Source organism: Promicromonospora sukumoe 327MFSha3.1, from assembly GCF_000385135.1.
Taxonomy (GTDB): domain Bacteria; phylum Actinomycetota; class Actinomycetes; order Actinomycetales; family Cellulomonadaceae; genus Promicromonospora; species Promicromonospora sukumoe_B.
The window spans coordinates 1,740,062-1,758,116 of the sequence record NZ_ARQM01000010.1 but is presented as its reverse complement, the minus strand read 5'-3'; the positions used below and the strand labels follow the sequence as shown (position 1 = coordinate 1,758,116).

Genomic DNA, 18,055 nt, shown 5'->3' with positions numbered 1-18,055 from the left:
GAGGGGTTTTCACCCTCGGAAAACTTGCTACAGATGCGGCCTGGCGACGGGTCCTGGCGTGCCGGTTTCGGCTCGGGTGCGTGCGGGAGCATGCTTGTGTGCCATGGAGAACGCCGAGCCCGAGGCCGACCGCAGGACCATCGTGATCACCGGCGCCAGCGACGGGATCGGGGCGGCGGCCGCACGACTGCTCGCCGACGCCGGGCACCGGGTGGTCGTCGTCGGACGCTCGCCGGAGAAGACCGCGGCGGTCGCGCGCGAGCTGGGCGCCGAGCACCTCGTGGCGGACTACGCGCGACTGAGCGAGGTCCGCGACCTGGCCGCCCGGCTCGACGAGACGTGCGCGCGGATCGACGTCCTGGCCAACAACGCGGGCGGCATCCTGGGCGACCGCTCCAAGACCGAGGACGGCTTCGAGCGGACCTTCCAGGTCAACCACCTGGCACAGTTCCTGCTCACCGACCTGCTGCTGGACAAGCTGCTGGCGAGCCGGGCCACCGTGATCCAGACGTCGAGCGTGGGGGCACGCCTGTTCGGCCACCTCGACCTGGACGACCTGGACCACGACCGGGACTTCACGCCCCACCTCGCCTACGGCACCGCCAAGCTCGAGAACATCCTGTTCACCGCCGAGCTGCACCGCCGGTACCACGACCAGGGACTCGCGTCCGTGGCGTTCCACCCGGGCGGCGTCGCGACGAACTTCGCGGCCGAGAGCACCAGCTTCATGCGGCCGCTCTACCAGAGCCGGATCGGCAAGCTGTTCATGGCCACGCCCGAGCAGGGCGCCGCGCAGCTCGTCCGCTTCGCGCAGACCGAGCCGGGCACCGACTGGCAGTCCGGCGCGTACTACGAGCGGGGACGCGTCGCCCGCCGCCTGCATCCGCAGGCCCGCGACGCCGACCTCGCGCGGCGGCTCTGGGAGCGCTCGGCGGAGCTGGTGGGGGCGACAGAGAGCTGAGCGACGGCGGGTCGTGTCTCGTCGGATCGGGCCGGTTCGCCCCGGCCCTCAGGCGGCCGGGTCCCGGTCGAACCCTGCGCTCGCCCGGTCGACGGCGTCGCGGATCGCCGCGGCGCGCCGCTCGGGCCGCTCGGCGGCGACAGCGGCGGCTGCGGCGGCGCCCATGCAGGCGCCGAGGTGCGCGGACATGACCGGCCACCCGGTGGGATCGGGGAACTTCCCGCGCAGCGCGTCGACGAGCTCGGACTGCGCCCGCTGCAGCCGCACCACGAGGGACGGCGGCAGCCCGCGCGCCGCGGTGACGAGCTCGGTGCGCAGGCCGGCCAGCTCGTCCGTGCGGGCCCGAGGGTCGTCGAACAGGTCGACGAGCACCCCCATCACGGCGCGGACGCCGGCGGCACCGTCCGGACGTCCGCCCTCGGGCCCACCCTCCGGCAGGTCGTCGAGCGCCGCGACCGCGCGGCGGACGTGCCCCTCCAGGTAGTGGAAGAGCACGTCCTCCTTGGCCGGGAAGTGCAGGAAGAACGTGCGCCGCGCGATGCCGGCCTCGGCCGCGATGTCGTCGATCGACGTCCCGCTCACGCCCCGCTCGAGGAACAGCCGCGTCGCCGCGATCACGACGGCGTTCCGGGTCGCCGCCCGTTTGCGCTCCCGGATCCCGCCGTGCTCGTCCGCCGTCATGCCTCTCCCCTTCCGGCTGCCGTGTGGCCTTCCGCGCCTGTCCCTCGCCTGCCCGGCGGCCAGGGCGCCTCTGTGGTGCGACCGTGCTGCGTCGATGGTGCGGACGCCGCGGGGGCTCGCCCTGCGGTTCGCCCTGCCGCACAGCATAGCGCGCTCGATGCACTAGTGTAATGATGCACTAGTGCACTCCGATCGGGAGGAGACCATGACCGAGCACACCGGCCGCACCTACGTCGTCACCGGCACCGACTCCGGGATCGGCGCCGCCGTCGCCGACCGGCTGGAGCGGGACGGCGCACGCGTGATCCGCTGCGGCGTCACCGAGGCGGCCGACGTCCGCGCCGATCTCACCGACCCGGGGGCTCGCGCCGCCGCCGTCGACCACATCCGGGCCCTCGCAGCCGCACCCGCGCCCGCACACCCACGCGCCCGCCCATCCGCACCCGCACCTGCACCCGAACCCGCCGCGATCGACGGCGTGGCGCTCGTCGCGGGGAGCGCGGACCCGGCGGTCGCCGTCGGCCTCAACTTCTTCAGCACCGTCGCGCTGCTCCGGGCGCTGCGCGACGACCTGGCGCACGCCGCGGAGCCGCGGGCCGTCGTCGTGTCCTCGGCCTCGGCGCTCTCGGCGGGCGACCAGGACCTGGTCGAGGCCTGCCTCGCCGACGACGAGCCCCGCGCCCTGGCGACCGCGGCCGGCCTGGTGGCCCGCGGCCGGGGCTCGGTCGTGTACCGGTCGACCAAGATCGCGCTGAACCGCTGGCTCCGCCGCGCGGCGGTGGGCCCGGAGTGGGCCGGTGCGGGCATCCCGCTCAACGCGGTGGCGCCCGGCGTCGTCGCCACCGGGACGGCTCGCGCCACCCTGCTCGCCGACGCCGCCAGCGTGCGCGTGCTGCAGGACGCCCTGCCCCAGCCCCTCGGGCTGCCCGGACCGGTCGAGCCAGTCGCGGCAAGCATCGCCTGGCTGCTCTCGCCGGACGCCGGTTTCACCACGGGACAGGTCCTGTTCGTCGACGGCGGTGCCGAGGCTACGCTGCGCGGCGAGGCGCCGTTCGCCAGCGGCGTCCGCTACGGGCCCGTGCGGCTGGCCCGCATGATCACGTGGACGCTGGTCGGGCGGTGGCGGTCCCGTCGCGCGGCGTGAGCCGGCGCCCCCAGGCGGCGACGACCTCGCGTGCGGCCGCCGCGTCGTCGTCCGCGACCAGCAGCACCAGGTTGCCGACGTGGTCGCTGTACTGGACCAGCACGTTCACGCCCGCGTCGCCGAGGCGGCGGGCGAGCGTGCCGAGCTGGCCGGGCACCTCCTGGTCCAGGCGCGCGAGGACGACGTCGCGCACCACCGCAGGGCCGAGCCCCGCCGTGCTGACCGACCGGAGCGCGCGGGCGCCGTCGTGCACCAGGTAGTGCGCCACGGCCCGGCCGTCGACGGTGAAGACGCTGCCGCCCTCCAGGCTGACGCCGGCCGCGCCGAGCGCCTGGCCCAGGTCCGCGAGGGCGCCGGGCCGGTCGGGCAGGTGGACCTCCAGGTCCCGCAGGTGGGTGCTCATCGCCGTCATCGCCCCACCCGCACCGTGGTGGCGACCTCGACGGGAACCGCAAGCGAGTTCGCGACGTAGCAGGCCTGGTGCGCCTGCTCGGCGAGCCGGTGGACCAGCGCCTCGTCGGTCCCGGCGGCCACGTTGACCGTCACGGCCAGACGGATGGTGCCGAGGCACTGGGGCACCGCGGTCAGGTCCAGGTGGCTGGTGGCCTCGTCGTCGTAGGCGAGCACGTCCACCCCGGCACGCGCGGCGGCCCCGAGGAAGGACAGCAGCTGGCAGGACGACGCGGCCATCACGACGAGCTGCTCCGGGTTGAGCCGGTCGGGGTCGCCGCGGAAGGCGGCGTCGGCGCTGAGCTCGACGACGGGCGTGGCGGGGGCCGCGACCGCGACATGGTCCCGGGAGTAGCCACGCAGGCCGGCGGCGGTGGAGCCGGCCCAGTGCAGGCGGGCGACGTACGGGTGGGACGGGGCGGGGCGCACGGCGGCACGAACTGCGGCGGGCGCCGTGTCGGTGTCGGGGGCCGTGTCGGCGACGGGCGGGGTGACGGATGGCTGGCTCATGCCGTGACGCTGGCTCATGCCGTGAAAGTAGGCGCGAAATCCTTCGGTGGACGCCGAAATGTCCGCGCCGTACGGTCGGGCGATGAGCCGGGACCGAGACTTCACCGCCGTGGGCCGGGCGCTGTCCACGCCCGCGCGCTCGGTGTTCCTGAACCTGCTCCTGGACGGAACGAGCCGTCCGGCCGGCGAGCTTGCGACGGCGGCCGGGGTCAGCGCCTCGACCGCCTCGGAGCACCTGGCCGTCCTGGCGGACGCCGGGCTCGTGAGCTCCACCAGCCGCGGCCGGCACCGGTACTACGTCCTGGCGGGCCCGGACGTCGCGGCCGCGCTGGAGTCCCTCGGCGTGCTGGCCGACGCCGCCCCCGTCTCCGGGTACCGCCGCAGCCGCCGGGCCGAGTACCTGGCCGCCGCACGGTTCTGCTACGACCACCTCGCGGGGCGGCTGGGCACCGGCCTGACGGACGCGTGGGTGCGGTCCGGCTGGCTCGCCGGCCGCGACGAGCTCACCCTGACCGACGCGGGCGCCGTCGGACTGCGCGAGATCGGCGTGGACGTCGACGGCGCCGTCGCCGCCCGTCGTGCGACGACCCGGGCCTGCCTGGACTGGACCGAACGCCGTCCGCACCTGGCGGGGGCGCTCGGCTCCGCGGTCGGCGCGCGGTTCCTCGACGCCGGCTGGGTGACGCGACACCGGTCCGGCCGCGGCCTGGACGTCACCGACGTAGGGCGCACGCTGGTCCGCGAGTCATGGGGCATCGACCTGGCCGACGCGAGGCGCTGAGCAGGCGGTTCAGCCGGGCGGAACAGTTGGGCGCTTCACCCCGGCGGCTCGGCCCGGCAGTTCAGCCGGGCGGCTCAACCCGCCGGGTTCAGCCGGGCGGTTCAACCCGGCAGCTGGGCCCGTCCTACCTCCCGGTCAGTCCTGCTGTCGCGGGCCGCGGCCGGCGCCGCCGGTCCGCTGCCTGCGGAACCAGCCCTCCCAGGTGTGCCCGCCGAACCGCTCGCCCGCGGCAACCAGCTTCTCGAACGAGTGGTACCCGCCGGGCAGCCGGACGCGCCAGAGCACCGGCACCAGACCCGAAGGCAGGTCCGACGCGGCGCCCGACACAGCACCCGACGTCGCGCGCCGTGCAGCCCCGGGCTCCTTGGTGCGGTACCGCAGCAGGCGGGACAGCCCGCGCACCTCCTCCTCGCGCAGCGGCACGACCTCCAGGGCGATGCCCCGCTTGTCGGTCACGCGCAGGGCGCCGAACACCTTGCCCTTGACCCAGTCGCTCACCTTCGCCTTGAGGTGGTCGAGCGGCCCGCCGACGGTCGGCAGGTCGGGCGGCAGCTCGTAGGACAGCCCGATCCGCGCCGCCTGGGTCCAGCGGACCAGGTCCCAGGACGTGCCGTGCCAGAACCAGATGCCGGCGACGTCGATCACGATGCCGCGCGGCCGGGTGACCCGCCAGAAGTTCGCGACGAACAGCACGCACAGACCGCCGAACAGCAGCCCGAAGAAGCCCGCGATCGCCTTGGCGACGGGGTCCGGGTCGGTCACGACGGCGTAGCCGCAGGCCCAGGCCAGCGGCCCGGTCAGCACGATGCCCACCACGAGCGTGATCGCGCCGAGCCGCCCGAGGTCCAGGCGGCGCGCGTCGGGCGAGAAGACGGGCCCGGCGCCGTCCGCCGGCGTCCCGCCAGCCGCTCCGCCCGCAATGTCCTGTTCTGTCACGGGCGCAGCGTACCGAACCCGCTCCTCCGCCCCACCTGCCCCGGCCGGGCGACGCAGCCGGTCTCGGATCACGCCCGCACGGCGTCGGCCCAGCGGCGTCAGCCCAGCGGCGTCAGGCCCGCGCGGGAGCAAGGCCGAGCAGCGCGAGGCTGTTCTGCCACAGCGCGTCGAGCTGCGACGGGTCGTTGAACACCTTCGCGAAGAGCACGAGCCCCTCGAGCTGGGCGACGATCGCCTTCGCCGCGGCGTCGACGTCGGTCACGGACTGCAGCTCGCCGGACTCGACGGCCGAGGCCAGCCGGGACGAGATCATCCCGATCTGCTCGTCGAAGATCTCCTGCAGGCGCAGCCGCACCGGCTCGTTCTGGGAGCTCACCTCCAGGGCGAGGTTGCCGAAGAGGCAGCCGGCCACCCACCCGGTGCCGGTCACGGCGTCGACCTGCATCTGCGCGGTGGCGTCGAACAGGCCGCGCAGCCGGTCGAGCAGGCTGCCGGTGCCGTCGAGGATGCCGGCCCAGACGCCCTTCTGCCACGTCCAGTGCCGGTCGATGACGGCGAGCGCCAGGGCCTCCTTGGACGCGAAGAAGTAGTAGAACGACCCCTTGTTGACGCCGGCGCGCGAGCACAGCTCGGCCACGCCGATCGACCCGTAGGGGCGCTGGGAGAAGAGTTCCACGCCCGCTTCGATCAGGCGCTCACGACCATCCGAGGTTCTAGGCATGTTGACAGCATACGACCGGTCAACTATAACTGGGAACCCAGTAGTTGACCGACCGTCTACTAAGGAAAGAAACATGAGCACCCAGAAGGTAGCTGTCATCACCGGAGCCTCCCAGGGCATCGGCGCCGGGCTGGTCGACGCGTACCGCCGGATCGGGTACGCCGTCGTCGCGAACTCCCGCACCATCGACCTCGCCGAGGCCGACGACCTCGCCGTCGTCAGCGGTGACATCTCCGACCCGGCGACCGCGGACCGGATCATCAAGACCGCGGTCGAGCGCTTCGGCCGCGTCGACACGGTCGTGAACAACGCGGGCGTCTTCATCGCCAAGCGGTTCACCGAGTACACCGCGCAGGACTTCGAGACCATGGTCGGCATCAACGTCGCCGGCTTCTTCCACCTGACCCAGCGGGCGATCCCCCTGATGCAGGCGGCCGGCGGCGGCCACGTCGTGAACATCACCACGACCCTCGTCGAGAGCGCGCTCTCGGTGTTCCCCTCCGCCCTCGCGTCCGTGACCAAGGGCGGCATCGCCTCGGCCACCCGCGCCCTGGCCATCGAGTACGCGGCCGACAACATCCGCTTCAACGCAGTCTCCCCCGGCGTCATCAAGACCCCGCTGCACCCGGAGGAGACCCACGAGACCCTCGCCGGCCTGCACCCGCTGGGCCGCATCGGCGAGGTCGACGACGTCGCCCGCGGCGTCCTCTACCTGGAGCAGTCACCCTTCGTCACGGGCGAGTTCCTGCACGTCGACGGCGGGCAGATCGCGGGCCACTGACCCGCGGACACCACCGCATCGACACCACCGCGGGGCGGCCACCGCGCCGCCCCGCGCTCGGCCGGAGCTCCGGCCGGGCGCCGGAACCGGTCCGCGGACCGGGAAGAGGAGACAGATCATGACCGAGCAGGACCAGACCCAGCAGCACCAGGAACCGCAGGACCAGGACCGGTCCGACGCCGCCGGCATCGTCACGGCGCTGCTCGACCGGTGGTCCGACGGGATCCGCCGGCGCGACCTCGCGCACATCGCCGCGCAGTTCACCACGGACGCCCTGTTCCAGGGCTTCGACCCCGAGCCGGCGTTCGGCCGCGACGTCGTCTCGGCCTACTACGGCAAGCAGCCGGCCGGGCTCACCGCCGACCACACGCTCGTCCGCGCCACCAGGCTGGCCGACGACGCAGTGCTCGGCTACGCGGCGGTCGTGTTCCACCGCCCCGACCGGGACGTGCCGGTCTACCTCACCGTCGTCGCCGTCCGCGAGGAGGGCCGCTGGCTGATCAGCCACTACCACGTGTCGCGCGTGGGCTGACGGGACCTACCTCGCCGGCAGGTCCCCCGCCGACGTCTCGCCCGCTGCCCCGGCTGCCGGCCCGGCGGGCGCCCCGTCCGTCGACCCCGCGGGCGCGTCCGCGGCGGTGGCCGCCGTCTCCTCCAGGAGGTCGGCCAGCCCGCGCAGGTGCCGCGCGACCTGCTCCCCCAGCGACGTCAGGCCGTACTCGACGCGCGGCGGGATGGTGGTGACGACGTCGCGCGTGACCATGCCGTCGCGCTCCAGGGACTGCAGCGTCTGGGACAGCATCTTCTCGCTGACCCCCTCGACCCGGCGGCGCAGCGCGTTGAACCGGTAGCTGCCCTCGCCGAGCGCGAGCAGCGCGAGCGAGGCCCACTTGGACGTGACGACCTCGAAGGCGGCCCGCGACGTGCAGCCGCGGGCGAAGACGTCGGTCACCAGCTCCTGCGGCGGCCCGCTCGGGCCGTCGCCCGGCGTGCCGTCGCCCGGCAGGTCGGCAGACTCCGGGCTGTCGGGCGCCGGGCCGTCGGGTTGGAGGTCCGTGATGCTCACGACACGAGGATACCGCGCACCCTCGGAATGTGGTGTACTTTCGATTCGTTAGTGCTATCCGTTGGCAACTGGCCAGCGCCTCGCTCGACACACACCGCACCGCGAACTGGGAGAGAACCATGACCACCTACGCCGTCACCGGAGCGACCGGGCACCTGGGCCGACTCGTCGTCGAGGAGCTGCTGTCCCGCGGCGTGCCCGCCGCCGACGTCGTCGCCATCGCGCGCACACCCGAGAAGGCCGCCGACCTCGCCGAGCTCGGCGTCCAGGTCCGCGAGGGCGACTACGACCGCCCGGAGACGCTGCCCGCGGCGCTCGACGGCGTGCAGCGGCTGCTGCTGGTCTCGGGCAGCGAGCCCGGCGTGCGCGTCCCGCAGCACACCGCGGTGATCGACGCCGCGAGGGCCGCCGGCGTCGAGCGGATCGCCTACACCAGCATCCTCAACGCCGACGACACCACCAACCCGCTCGCCGGGGAGCACCAGGCCACCGAGCAGGTGCTGCGCGCGTCGGGCCTGGCGGTCACCCTGCTGCGCAACGGCTGGTACACCGAGAACTACACCGACCGGATCGCCGAGTACGTCGAGCGCGGCGAGATCGTGGGCGCCGCGGCGGACGGCAAGGTCTCGGCCGCCCCGCGCGCCGACTTCGCCGGCGCGGCCGCGGGCGCCCTGCTCGCCGACGACGCGGCACCGGGTGCCGACGGCGCCGCGCCCGTCGTCGTGCACGAGCTCGGCGGGCCCGTGTTCACGTTCACCGAGCTCGCGTCCACGATCAGCGACGTCACCGGCGCCCCGGTCGCCTACCGCGACCTGTCGGTCGAGGCCTTCGCGGCCGAGCTGCAGCAGGCCGGCCTGGACGCCGGCACCGCCGGGTTCGTGGCCGGGATCGACGCCGCGATCGCGGCCGGCGACCTGGAGACCGACAGCGACGCCCTGGTCCGCCTCTCGGGCCGCCCCGCCACCCCGCTGGCCGACGCCGTCCGGGCCGCGCGCGGCTGACCGCCGGCCGGTTCGCGGCAGCAGCAGCGCCAGCAGCACCGACACCGGCGCCGCGTCGTCGTCCCCCCGACGGTGACGCGGCGCCGTCGTCGTGCCAGGACCCGGAGGACAAGCCGAGGGGTAAGGACAGGCCCTCCCTCATGGCCGCCCACATCCGCGGGACGCGTGTTGAATGGGAGCATGCGAGGAGCAATCATTCACGGGGCCGGGGACGTCCGCTTCGAGGAGCGGGCGGACCCCGTCGTCATCGAGCCCACCGACGCCGTCATCCGGACCGTCGCAGCGTGCGTCTGCGGCTCGGACCTCTGGCGCTACCGCGGGGTCTCCCAGGTCAAGCGGCCGACGCCGATCGGCCACGAGTACGTCGGCGTCGTCGAGCAGGTCGGCGCTGCCGTGACCACGGTCAAGCCGGGCGACTTCGTGGTCGGCGGGTTCCTGCACAGCGACAACACCTGCGCGGTGTGCCGCAAGGGCATGCAGGCCAACTGCCTGCACGGCGGCGGCTACGACGGCTGCCAGGCCGAGAAGATCCGGATCCCGAACGCCGACGGCACCCTGCTCGCCACCCCCGGCGAGCCGGACGCCGACCTGATCCCCAGCCTCCTGAGCCTGTCCGACGTGATGTGCACCGGCTGGCACGCGGCGGTCTCCGCCGGCGTCGGGCCCGGGTCGAGCGTCGTGGTGGTGGGCGACGGCGCCGTCGGGCTGAGCGGTGTGCTGGCCGCGGCCCAGCTCGGTGCGACCACGATCATCGCGATGAGCCGGCACGAGTCCCGCCAGAAGGTGGCGCGGGAGTTCGGCGCCACCCACATCATCGCCGAGCGCGGCGAGGAGGGCCTGGCCCAGGTCCTGGAGCTGACCGAGGGCATCGGTGCCGACGCGGTCCTGGAGTGCGTCGGCACCGCCGAGGCCCGAGCGCAGTCCGTCGAGCTCGTGCGGCCGGGCGGCATGATCGGCATCGTGGGCGTGCCGCACGGCGACCTCCCCGTCGACTCCCTGTTCTGGGGCAACAAGGGTCTGCGCGGCGGCGTCGCGCCGGTGCGGGCCTACCTGCCGCACCTGCTGGACCTGGTGTGGAAGCGCGAGATCGACCCGGGCAAGGTCTTCGACCTGACGCTGCCGCTGTCGGAGGTCGCCGAGGCCTACCGCGCCATGGACGAGCGGCGCGCGATCAAGGTGCTGCTGCAGAACTGACGGTTCGCGCTGGGGTCTGCCGCTGACCGCCGCGCGGCGGCGGAAACGACCATGCACCTGCTGCCAGCCGGAGGCTCCGCCTGGCAGCAGGTGCATGGTCGTTTTCTGCGACCCGGGCGGCGTGGGTCCGGGTGCGATGATGATCGCGCGAGTGGAACACCCCGTCCGTTTCGGCGAAGCGAGAGTCATGGCCCAGCACCCGAAGACAGCGCACCAGGAGACCGCCCCGCCCGAGTCCCTGGAGTCGCACCCGGCGCGGGAGCTGCGGTCGGACGCGCGGGACAACCGCGAGCGGATCCTCCAGGTGGCCCGGAAGACGTTCGCGGAGCAGGGCATCGACGTCCCGATGCGGGAGCTGGCCCGGCGTGCCGGCGTCGGCCCGGCGACGCTCTACCGGCGCTTCCCGACCAAGGAGGCGCTGGTCACCGAGGCGTTCGGTGAGCAGATGGCGACGTGCACCTCGATCGTCGAGCAGGGCCTGGCCGATCCCGACCCCTGGCACGGGCTGGCGACCGTGATCGAGGAGGTGTGCGTCATGCACGCCGTGGACCGCGGGTTCACCGCCGCGTTCGTCACCGCTTTCCCCCAGGCCGTCGACTTCGCCCAGGAGCGCACGCGCACCCTGCGCGCGCTCGGCGAACTCATCCGGCGCGCGAAGGAGAGCGGCGGCCTACGCCGCGACTTCGTGCTCGACGACCTGATCATGCTGATCATGGCGAACTCCGGCATCCGCGCCACGTCCCGCAAGGCCGCCGTCGCTGCCTCGCGCCGGTTCGCGGCCCTGCAGATCCAGTCGATCAGCGCCCGGCCCGACGTCGCGCCCCTGCCGCCCGCCGTGCGGCTGCCGCTCCTGGCCGCAATCTAGGGCCGCACCGGTTCGGCGCTCTGAGCGGGCAGCGCAGGCAGACCCGGCTAAGCCGACCGAGCAGCAGTCCGGGCCGGCGCCGGGTCGTCGTCGAGCGCGCCGCGCACCTCGCGCACGATGCGCGCCATCGCCTCCTCGGCGGCCTCGGCGTCGCCCGCGGCGACCGCGCGCGCCACTGCCTCGTGCGCCTCGAGCGCCTCCGGCACGGGGTAGGCGGGCATGAGGCCCAGGTGGATCCGCCCGGAGATGACGACGGCGACGACGTCGGCGAGCGCGCTGAACAGCTCGTTGCCGCTGGAGCGCATGAGCAGCTCGTGCATGCGGATGTCGAGCGCCAGGAACTCCGCGCCGTCGCCCTCGCCCGCCTCGCCGAGCTTGCGCATCTGGCTCGCGGTGGCGACGAGCTCGTCGCGCACGGCCGCCGTCGCGCCGCGGGCCGCACCCGCCGCGGCGCGCGGCTCGACCGCCTGCCGCAGCTCGGTCAGCGAGCGGAGCTGCGAGGTGCGCCCCGGGCCGTCGAGGCGCCAGGCGATGACCCGGGGGTCGAGCACGTTCCAGGAGGGGTGCGGCAGCACGACGATCCCCACCCGAGGGCCGGACCGGACCAGCCCGAGGCCCTCGAGCAGGCGCATCGCCTCGCGCGCGACGGTCCGGGACACCCCGAACTCGGCGCCGATGCCGTCGAGCGTCAGCGCCGTACCCGCCGGCAGCTCACCACCGGTGATGCGCCGGCCCAGAGCGTCGAGGACGGGGCTGTGCAGCACTGGGGGCATGCTCACAGGATAGTTGGCGGCCCACCGAGCGGCTGGCCGGCTCCACCCCCTGACGCACCTCGGCACGGCCCCGCAGCCGATTGGTCACACCATTGGTGACATGAATCACGCGCGAATGGTGTCATCAATGGGTGAAGATAGGTGCCATGGACACAGACGTCACCGGGACAGAGATGTTCTCGACCCAGACAACCACCGGCGGGGCCGACCCCGCCGCGACCGACCACCCGCCCCAGGCCATCGTGGTGATGGGCGTGGCCGGATCAGGCAAGACCACGGTCGCCGCGCTCCTGGCCGGACGCCTGGGGGCGTCGTTCGCGGAGGGCGACGACTTCCACTCCCCCGCGAACGTCGCCAAGATGGCGGCGGGCCACCCCCTGGACGACGACGACCGCTGGCCCTGGCTGCGCGGGATCCGTGACTGGTTCGCCAAGGAGCTGAACGAGGGCCGCAGCGCCGTCGTGCCGTGCAGCGCCCTGCGCCGCAGCTACCGCGACCTGCTGGAGACGGCCGGCAGCGAGAGCACGGGCCCGGTGCGGTTCGTCCACCTCACCGGCTCGTACGACCTGCTGCGCACCCGTATCCAGGGCCGCGCCGGGCACTTCATGAAGCCCGAGATGCTCGACAGCCAGCTCGCCGCCCTGGAGCCGCTGGAGGACGACGAGCCCGGGTTCGGCGTGGACATCACTCCCCGGCCCGACCAGATCGTCGACGAGATCCTGCGCCGGCTGGGAGAGGACTCCTGATGCTCGACACCACTCTTCACACCGCGCTTTCGACCACTCTCCCCGTCGCAGCCGCCGCGGACGCCGAGCCGACCGCCTCGACGTCGCAGCTCGTGCTCGCCGCCGTGATCGGCATCGCCGTCATCGTCGGGCTCATCGTGTGGCTGAAGATGCACCCGTTCCTGGCCCTCGTGCTCGGCTCGGGCGCGCTCGCGCTCGTCGCCGGGACGGGCCTGACCGACACGTTCACCAGCTTCACCGCGGGCCTCGGCACCACCGTGGCCGGCGTCGGCGTGCTCATCGCGCTCGGCGCGATCATCGGCAAGCTGCTCATCGACTCGGGCGGCGCCGACCAGATCGTCGACACGATCCTCGACCGGACGCCCGCGAAGCGCCTGCCGTGGGCCATGGCGCTCATCGCGTTCGTGGTCGGCATCCCGCTGTTCTTCGAGGTCGGCGTCGTGCTGCTGATCCCGGTCGTGATGATCGTGGCGCGCCGCATGCGCGCCAACCCGATCCTGGTCGGCATCCCGGCCCTCGCCGGCCTCTCGGCGCTGCACGGCCTGGTGCCGCCGCACCCCGGGCCGCTGCTCGCCATCGACGCGCTCGGCGCCAACCTGGGCCTCACGCTGGGGCTCGGCCTGCTCGTCGCCGTCCCGACGGTGATCATCTCCGGGCCGCTGCTCGCCATCCCGCTCACCCGCTGGGTCCGGCTCGACCCGCCGACCACCGTCCTGGGCGTGCCCGACGATGCCGCGGGTGGCCCGGGCTCGAACGGCACGGGCGGCTCGGGCTCCGGCTCGGGCTCCGGTTCCGGCAAGGGCGACGCCACCGGGACCGCCACGGCCACCGCGACCGGCACCGGCGCGAAGACCCTGCGCAAGCCGTCGTTCGGCATCTCGGTCCTGGTCGTGCTGCTGCCCGTGATCCTGATGCTCGCGCGGTCCGTCGTCGAGGTCGCGGGTGCCACCGAGACCGGCTACGGCACCATCCTGGAGTTCCTGGGCGAGCCCCTGGTCGCCCTGCTCATCACGTCGCTGTTCGCGCTGGTGGCCTTCGGCACCGGCGTCGGCCGCACGCTGCAGCAGGTCGGCGACCTGGTCGGCTCCTCGTTCGCGCCGATCGCCGGGATCCTGCTCATCGTGGGCGCCGGCGGCGGGTTCAAGCAGACGCTCGTGGACTCGGGCGTCGGCGACGTCATCGCGTCCGGCATCGCCGAGGCCGGGATCACCCCGCTGCTGGCCGGCTGGCTCGTGGCGGCGCTCATCCGCATCGCCACCGGCTCGGCGACCGTCGCGACGATCACCGCCGCGGGCATCATGGCGCCCCTGGCCGCGGGCCTGGAGCCCACGCAGGCGGCGCTGCTCGTGCTCGCGATCGGCGCGGGCTCGGTGTTCCTCTCCCACGTGAACGACGCCGGGTTCTGGCTCGTCAAGGAGTACTTCGGCATGACGGTCGGCCAGACCTTCAAGACCTGGTCGCTCATGGAGTCCGTGCTCTCCGTGGTCGCCCTGGCGGTGGTCCTGCTCCTGGGCGTGTTCGTCTAGCCGCGGCACCCCGGGCGGTCCCAGACCCGCACCGACGTGTCAGACGTACAGGTCACTCTGGTGACCTGTACGTCTGACACGTCCGGGGTGTTCTGGCACGTCACCAGGTCAGGTGGGTGTCACCCTTCTTGACCTGGAAGACGCGCGGCGCCTTGCCCGGGACGGTCACCGTGATGATCGTGCGCGACGTCGCCGTGACGTCCATGCCGTTCCTGTCACCCGAGCCGCGGGCGGCGTCGAGCACCACGTTCCGGGCGACGACCCGGCCGCCGACGGCGCGCACCACGGTGCGGCCGTCCCGCTCCAGCGTCGTGATGCGCGGCCCCGCCGTCACGGACCACGCGTGCCCCTTCAGGGGCACCTCGGAGACCGTGTTGGTGCCGGGCAGGCCGAGCGTGCCGAAGCGGAAGCCGGCGGCGTCGCCCCACGGCTCGTCCGCGATGAGCTCCTGCGTGCTCATCAGCGGCATCAGGTTGGACCACGAGTACGTGCGCCAGGCCGTGTCGGTCGCGACGTTGTTGATGAGCTGGCCGGGCTCGGCGTCGAAGTACTCCGGGAACCAACCGATCTCCTTGTAGGACGTCAGCCACATCTTGGTCGACCTGGTCGCCAGCTCGGCCGCCGCCTCGTCCAGGCCGTACCGCTTGAGGCCGTCGTAGACGGTCGCGTTCATCGGCGGCCAGGCCGCGCCCTGCCACTCCTCGCAGGAGTCCTCCTCGCCCGGCGACTGGAAGTACCGGTACGCCTCCGTGGACGGGTTGGCCCGCCCGGCGCAGAACGCCGGGTCGTTGCGGGCGACGCTCGGGATGACGAACTCGCCGCCGTACTCCTCCGGGTTCTGCAGGTGGTCGCGCACCAGGATCTCCGCGCGCTCCGGCGTCGCCAGCCCGCCGAACAGCGGGTAGAAGACCGTGGGCGTGTTGGTGGGCTCCCACGTGCCGTCGAGGTACCGGTTGAGGTAGAGGCCGCGCTCCTCGTTCCAGAGGTGCTCGTTCATGCGCACCTCGAGCCGCTCGTGCAGCGCCGCGTACCGCTCGGCCCCGGCGGTGTCGCCGAGCTCCGTGGCCATCTGTGCCAGGTTCTCGGCCATGAGCCCGTAGTAGGAGTTGAGCGCGACGTCGGTCAGGTTCGTGTTCTCACGCGTGTCCGTGCCGCCGTCGCGCGGGATCTCGACGTAGTTCCAGTACTGCGGGCTGTCGTCGAGGCCCAGGTGGTTGCCGCGGCCGCCGCGACGCTCCTCGACCCACGGGCTCTCCAGGAGGCCGTCCTGGTCGGTGTCGAACTCCGGCATCCGCTCGATGTACCGGGTCATGATCGGGTAGACCAGCTCCAGGATGCTGCGGTCCCCCGTGCGCGTGTACGCGCGCCAGGCGGCGTAGGTGTGCATCGGACCGGCGTGGAGCTGGTCGTAGCGCGGGCCCTTCTGGTCGTAGAAGTCGCGGATGTGGTCGAGCGCCGTGGCCGGGTCGACGCTCAGCTCGGTGATCGCGTCCCACGCCGAGTCCCAGCCGAGGAAGATGTCGTCACCGCCGCCGCCGAGGCCCCACATCACGAACGACCGGTCGTACTTCTCGTCCCAGTTGTCGTTGAGCGACATGGCGTCGCGCATGTAGGTGGCCGCCTGACCCGTCGGGCCGCGACCGTTCAGGTTGCCGTCGTCGGCCCGCGCCTCGGCGCGGTCCAGGATCCGCGTCACGTCCCGGGTGCTCAGGCGCGACCGCTCCGGAGCCTCGGTGGAGACGGCCGCGTGGAACGCGACCGTCTCGCCCTTGTCCAGCCCGTACCGCTGCGCGACGGCGCCCTCGCCCGCCGCGTACTCCTTGCCCACCAGGCCCTTGAGCAGCTCCGCGACGCTCGCATAGCCGGTGGTCTCCTCGGGCGTCACGGTGGAGTCGAGGCGGAAGCTGCCCACCCGGGACGCGTCGCGCACGCCCGCCGACGTCGCGACGATCGAGCGCTCCCCGTCGGGCCGGTAGGTGCTCGGCTCGGCCCAGGGCGGGCTGGCCTGCAGGAACACCTCGGTGTCGTCGGTCAGCGCGGTGGCCGACCCCACGATCTCGCCGTCGTCCGTGGTGGAGAACCGCAGCCGGACGGTGCGGGTGTCGCGCAGGGCCGCCGCGTACGCGGCCTCCTGGACCGGCAGCTGCTCGCGGGCCTTGGCGACCTCGGCCTCGGACCAGTCCTCGGGGTGGGCCAGGACGGCGCGCAGGGCGCCGATCGTCTCCGGCGTGATGTTGCGGTTGTCGGTGGTCATGTCGATCTCGTAGTACGAGCCGTCGGGCGTGACCGTCCCGATGCGCTTGATCCACGGGACCATGTTGTCGTCGAGCACCCGGCCCTGCGGCGTCACCATGTTGAACGCCAGCGAGAACCGGGCGTGGCCCTCGCCGACCAGGAGTGCGCCGTCGAACTCCTGCTCCTTGAAGCCCGGCAGGGCGAACGGGAGGGAGCGCGGGGCGTACTCGTCGTCCGACGAGCCGGCTCCGGTTCCGGCGGTGGTGGCGGTCGTGCTGGTTGCTGCTGTGCTGGTTGCTGCCGTGCTGGTTGCTGCCGTGCTGGTTGCTGTGGTGACGGCGCCGTTGCCGCCTCCCTGGACGCTGGTGCCGTCGGCGGCCAGCGCGCCCGCTGCCAGCGGGACGGTGACCAGGGCGCTCGCCACGAGGGCAGCGCCGAACCGGGCGGTCGTTCGTCGGCTCATCTATGAACCCTTCACGTCGATGTGAGCGCTAACAACCAGAACAGTAGATGCTGGTCATATGTAATACAAGTGCACAGTTGGGTCGAACTCGAGCGCGCTGTCGCGCAGCCGGTGCGACCTGGTCAGCCCGCGGGCCGGCTCTCGGTGAGACGCAGGAGGAGTCGGGCGAGCTGATACCGCGCGCGCCCCTGGAGCGACCGCGGGTCGTAGCCGAGCTCGGACGTCAGGGCGTCGTGGCGCACCTGGAGCGTCGAGTGGTGCATGCCGAGCGCCGCCGCGGCAGCGCGCACGCTGTCGGCGGCGGCCAGTTCGTCGAGCACCGCACGGGTCCGCGCGTCGAGCCGCGCGAGGACGACGACGTCGGGCTGCTGCGCGGCGACCGGTTCCAGCGCGCTGACGGCGGCAAGGACGACGCCGAGGTCGGCGGCATCGACGACTTCGGCGGCGCCGCGCGCCGGAAGGAGCCGGAGGGCGAGGAGCGCCGTGCGGAAGGACTCCGCGAGCTGGTCGGCGGGCTGTGTGGTCCCCAGCCCGGCTGGTCCGGCGATCCCCGCGTCCCGGCCGAGCACGACTGCCCGCACCAGACCGTAGGGGGTCGCCACGACGGTCGACGGCGGACGCGGCGCCCCCGACCCGCCCGACAGCGCCGCCGCGACGTCGCGCGACGCCGGGAGCGCCGCGACCCGGTACTCGCGGGACGGGTCGAGCCGCAGCCGGGCCAGCGCGATCCGGCGATCGGCGAGATCCCGGCTCGCGTCGATCAGCGTCCCGAGGGAGCTGCCCGTTCCGCCGTCGTGCCGCGCCCGGACCAGGTCGATCGCGAGCGCCAGCCGCTCGATGATCATGTCGTCGTTGGCGTGCGGGGAACCCTCGCGTTCGAGCCAGACGTACCCGTCGGCGACGGACCGGGAGGGCCAGCGCCCCGGGTCGGTCGCGGCCGGACCGGCGATCGCAACGTCGGCACCACTTCCGGCAACCGCGTCGGGCAGCCGGTCGCCGTCGGGACCGACGCGCTGCGTCCTCCGCCCGACGACGGCGCCCGCCGCCGTCCCGCTGAGCACCGCGGCCCCGCGCAGCAGCGCCTGGAGCCCGACGCCGCCCGCGACCAGCACGTCGAAGTACGCCACGACCTTGAGGCTCTCGCTGGCCGCGGGGTCCAGTGCCGTCAGCCGGCCGACGAGTTCTTGCATCTTCGCTCCATCGCGCGTGTGGACCAACACA

19 protein-coding genes are annotated in these 18,055 nt (G+C 73.4%); 10 read left to right on the top strand and 9 right to left on the bottom strand.

All coding sequences use genetic code 11. The features are described 5' to 3' along the window. Positions 1 to 103: 103 nt before the first annotated feature. A complete protein-coding gene (locus H291_RS0111615) occupies positions 104 to 961 on the top strand; it encodes an SDR family NAD(P)-dependent oxidoreductase (protein ID WP_020015167.1) in 858 nt (285 codons plus the stop codon). A 48-nt stretch (positions 962 to 1,009) separates the two neighbouring features. Here the strand turns inward: H291_RS0111615 and H291_RS32465 are convergent, their stop codons facing one another. Beyond that, positions 1,010 to 1,642 carry a TetR/AcrR family transcriptional regulator gene (locus H291_RS32465; RefSeq protein WP_020015166.1) on the bottom strand — a complete coding sequence of 211 codons (633 nt, stop codon included), beginning with the start codon at positions 1,640 to 1,642 and terminating at the stop codon, positions 1,010 to 1,012. A gap of 205 nt (positions 1,643 to 1,847) precedes the next feature. Between H291_RS32465 and H291_RS29660 the strand changes: the two genes are divergently transcribed. Beyond that, positions 1,848 to 2,786, top strand: a complete 939-nt coding sequence (locus H291_RS29660) for an SDR family oxidoreductase (RefSeq protein WP_020015165.1) — start codon at positions 1,848 to 1,850, stop codon at positions 2,784 to 2,786. Here H291_RS29660 and H291_RS29655 read toward each other — a convergent pair. Then, positions 2,740 to 3,189: an ACT domain-containing protein gene (locus H291_RS29655; protein WP_232216027.1), complete on the bottom strand. Its 450-nt coding sequence runs from the start codon at positions 3,187 to 3,189 to the stop codon at positions 2,740 to 2,742. The two genes, H291_RS29660 and H291_RS29655, sit on opposite strands and share 47 nt — an antisense overlap. Positions 3,190 to 3,194: 5 nt before the next feature. Beyond that, positions 3,195 to 3,746, bottom strand: a complete 552-nt coding sequence (locus tag H291_RS0111595; RefSeq protein ID WP_157236822.1) for an OsmC family protein — start codon at positions 3,744 to 3,746, stop codon at positions 3,195 to 3,197. Positions 3,747 to 3,828: 82 nt separating this feature from the next. Between H291_RS0111595 and H291_RS0111590 the strand changes: the two genes are divergently transcribed. Next, positions 3,829 to 4,527, top strand: a complete 699-nt coding sequence (locus H291_RS0111590) for an ArsR/SmtB family transcription factor (RefSeq protein WP_033326632.1) — start codon at positions 3,829 to 3,831, stop codon at positions 4,525 to 4,527. A gap of 135 nt (positions 4,528 to 4,662) precedes the next feature. Here the strand turns inward: H291_RS0111590 and H291_RS0111585 are convergent, their stop codons facing one another. Together H291_RS0111585 and H291_RS0111580 are read right to left on the bottom strand one after the other, a co-directional pair. Further along, complete coding sequence (locus H291_RS0111585) at positions 4,663 to 5,463, bottom strand: hypothetical protein (RefSeq protein WP_020015161.1); 801 nt, start codon at positions 5,461 to 5,463, stop codon at positions 4,663 to 4,665. A gap of 112 nt (positions 5,464 to 5,575) precedes the next feature. Beyond that, positions 5,576 to 6,184, bottom strand: coding sequence for a TetR/AcrR family transcriptional regulator (locus H291_RS0111580; RefSeq protein ID WP_026365654.1), 609 nt, complete (start codon positions 6,182 to 6,184; stop codon positions 5,576 to 5,578). A gap of 73 nt (positions 6,185 to 6,257) precedes the next feature. Here H291_RS0111580 and H291_RS0111575 point away from each other — a divergent pair, with 73 nt between their 5' ends. Beyond that, the gene (locus H291_RS0111575) at positions 6,258 to 6,965 is read left to right on the top strand and encodes an SDR family NAD(P)-dependent oxidoreductase (protein ID WP_020015159.1); all 708 of its coding nucleotides are present in this window, start codon (positions 6,258 to 6,260) and stop codon (positions 6,963 to 6,965) included. Positions 6,966 to 7,083: 118 nt separating this feature from the next. After that, a complete protein-coding gene (locus H291_RS0111570) occupies positions 7,084 to 7,497 on the top strand; it encodes an SgcJ/EcaC family oxidoreductase (protein ID WP_020015158.1) in 414 nt (137 codons plus the stop codon). A 6-nt stretch (positions 7,498 to 7,503) separates the two neighbouring features. Here H291_RS0111570 and H291_RS29650 read toward each other — a convergent pair whose 3' ends face one another. Further along, the gene (locus tag H291_RS29650) at positions 7,504 to 8,031 is read right to left on the bottom strand and encodes a winged helix-turn-helix transcriptional regulator (protein WP_020015157.1); all 528 of its coding nucleotides are present in this window, start codon (positions 8,029 to 8,031) and stop codon (positions 7,504 to 7,506) included. Positions 8,032 to 8,150: 119 nt separating this feature from the next. On the opposite strand from H291_RS29650, the gene H291_RS0111560 reads away from it, so the two are divergent. The 3 genes from H291_RS0111560 (at position 8,151) to H291_RS0111550 (ending at position 11,091) form a co-directional block, all read left to right on the top strand. Next, positions 8,151 to 9,032: an NAD(P)H-binding protein gene (locus H291_RS0111560; RefSeq protein ID WP_020015156.1), complete on the top strand. Its 882-nt coding sequence runs from the start codon at positions 8,151 to 8,153 to the stop codon at positions 9,030 to 9,032. 180 nt (positions 9,033 to 9,212) lie between these two features. Then, entirely contained in the window at positions 9,213 to 10,226 is a 1,014-nt protein-coding gene (locus tag H291_RS0111555; RefSeq protein ID WP_020015155.1) for a zinc-dependent alcohol dehydrogenase family protein, read from the top strand. Between the two features lie 187 nt (positions 10,227 to 10,413). Continuing rightward, complete coding sequence (locus H291_RS0111550) at positions 10,414 to 11,091, top strand: TetR/AcrR family transcriptional regulator (RefSeq protein ID WP_020015154.1); 678 nt, start codon at positions 10,414 to 10,416, stop codon at positions 11,089 to 11,091. 47 nt (positions 11,092 to 11,138) lie between these two features. Here H291_RS0111550 and H291_RS29645 read toward each other — a convergent pair whose 3' ends face one another. Continuing rightward, positions 11,139 to 11,864 carry a FadR/GntR family transcriptional regulator gene (locus H291_RS29645; RefSeq protein WP_157236821.1) on the bottom strand — a complete coding sequence of 242 codons (726 nt, stop codon included), beginning with the start codon at positions 11,862 to 11,864 and terminating at the stop codon, positions 11,139 to 11,141. Positions 11,865 to 12,037: 173 nt separating this feature from the next. Here H291_RS29645 and H291_RS0111540 point away from each other — a divergent pair, with 173 nt between their 5' ends. Together H291_RS0111540 and H291_RS0111535 are read left to right on the top strand one after the other, a co-directional pair. Further along, entirely contained in the window at positions 12,038 to 12,610 is a 573-nt protein-coding gene (locus tag H291_RS0111540) for a gluconokinase (protein ID WP_020015152.1), read from the top strand. Further along, the gene (locus H291_RS0111535) at positions 12,610 to 14,136 is read left to right on the top strand and encodes a GntT/GntP/DsdX family permease (protein ID WP_020015151.1); all 1,527 of its coding nucleotides are present in this window, start codon (positions 12,610 to 12,612) and stop codon (positions 14,134 to 14,136) included. Before H291_RS0111540 ends, H291_RS0111535 begins: the two co-directional genes overlap by 1 nt. A 100-nt stretch (positions 14,137 to 14,236) precedes the next feature. On the opposite strand, the gene H291_RS0111530 is transcribed toward H291_RS0111535, so the two are convergent. Both H291_RS0111530 and H291_RS0111525 read right to left on the bottom strand, forming a co-directional pair. Further along, positions 14,237 to 16,834 carry an amylo-alpha-1,6-glucosidase gene (locus H291_RS0111530; RefSeq protein ID WP_157236820.1) on the bottom strand — a complete coding sequence of 866 codons (2,598 nt, stop codon included), beginning with the start codon at positions 16,832 to 16,834 and terminating at the stop codon, positions 14,237 to 14,239. Positions 16,835 to 16,956: 122 nt separating this feature from the next. After that, positions 16,957 to 18,024 carry a hypothetical protein gene (locus H291_RS0111525; protein ID WP_020015149.1) on the bottom strand — a complete coding sequence of 356 codons (1,068 nt, stop codon included), beginning with the start codon at positions 18,022 to 18,024 and terminating at the stop codon, positions 16,957 to 16,959. Between the last annotated feature and the right edge of the window lie 31 nt (positions 18,025 to 18,055).

Coding starts and splice junctions, on each gene's coding strand:
- H291_RS29645 (WP_157236821.1), bottom strand. CDS start 11,864: ATGCCCCCAGTGCTGCACAGCCCCGTCCTCGACGCTCTGGGCCGGCGC.
- H291_RS0111580 (WP_026365654.1), bottom strand. CDS start 6,184: ATGCCTAGAACCTCGGATGGTCGTGAGCGCCTGATCGAAGCGGGCGTG.
- H291_RS0111590 (WP_033326632.1), top strand. CDS start 3,829: ATGAGCCGGGACCGAGACTTCACCGCCGTGGGCCGGGCGCTGTCCACG.
- H291_RS0111555 (WP_020015155.1), top strand. CDS start 9,213: ATGCGAGGAGCAATCATTCACGGGGCCGGGGACGTCCGCTTCGAGGAG.
- H291_RS32465 (WP_020015166.1), bottom strand. CDS start 1,642: ATGACGGCGGACGAGCACGGCGGGATCCGGGAGCGCAAACGGGCGGCG.
- H291_RS0111530 (WP_157236820.1), bottom strand. CDS start 16,834: ATGAGCCGACGAACGACCGCCCGGTTCGGCGCTGCCCTCGTGGCGAGC.
- H291_RS0111540 (WP_020015152.1), top strand. CDS start 12,038: ATGTTCTCGACCCAGACAACCACCGGCGGGGCCGACCCCGCCGCGACC.
- H291_RS29660 (WP_020015165.1), top strand. CDS start 1,848: ATGACCGAGCACACCGGCCGCACCTACGTCGTCACCGGCACCGACTCC.
- H291_RS0111550 (WP_020015154.1), top strand. CDS start 10,414: ATGGCCCAGCACCCGAAGACAGCGCACCAGGAGACCGCCCCGCCCGAG.
- H291_RS0111560 (WP_020015156.1), top strand. CDS start 8,151: ATGACCACCTACGCCGTCACCGGAGCGACCGGGCACCTGGGCCGACTC.
- H291_RS29655 (WP_232216027.1), bottom strand. CDS start 3,189: ATGAGCACCCACCTGCGGGACCTGGAGGTCCACCTGCCCGACCGGCCC.
- H291_RS0111525 (WP_020015149.1), bottom strand. CDS start 18,024: ATGCAAGAACTCGTCGGCCGGCTGACGGCACTGGACCCCGCGGCCAGC.
- H291_RS0111595 (WP_157236822.1), bottom strand. CDS start 3,746: ATGAGCCAGCCATCCGTCACCCCGCCCGTCGCCGACACGGCCCCCGAC.
- H291_RS0111575 (WP_020015159.1), top strand. CDS start 6,258: ATGAGCACCCAGAAGGTAGCTGTCATCACCGGAGCCTCCCAGGGCATC.
- H291_RS0111570 (WP_020015158.1), top strand. CDS start 7,084: ATGACCGAGCAGGACCAGACCCAGCAGCACCAGGAACCGCAGGACCAG.
- H291_RS0111535 (WP_020015151.1), top strand. CDS start 12,610: ATGCTCGACACCACTCTTCACACCGCGCTTTCGACCACTCTCCCCGTC.
- H291_RS0111615 (WP_020015167.1), top strand. CDS start 104: ATGGAGAACGCCGAGCCCGAGGCCGACCGCAGGACCATCGTGATCACC.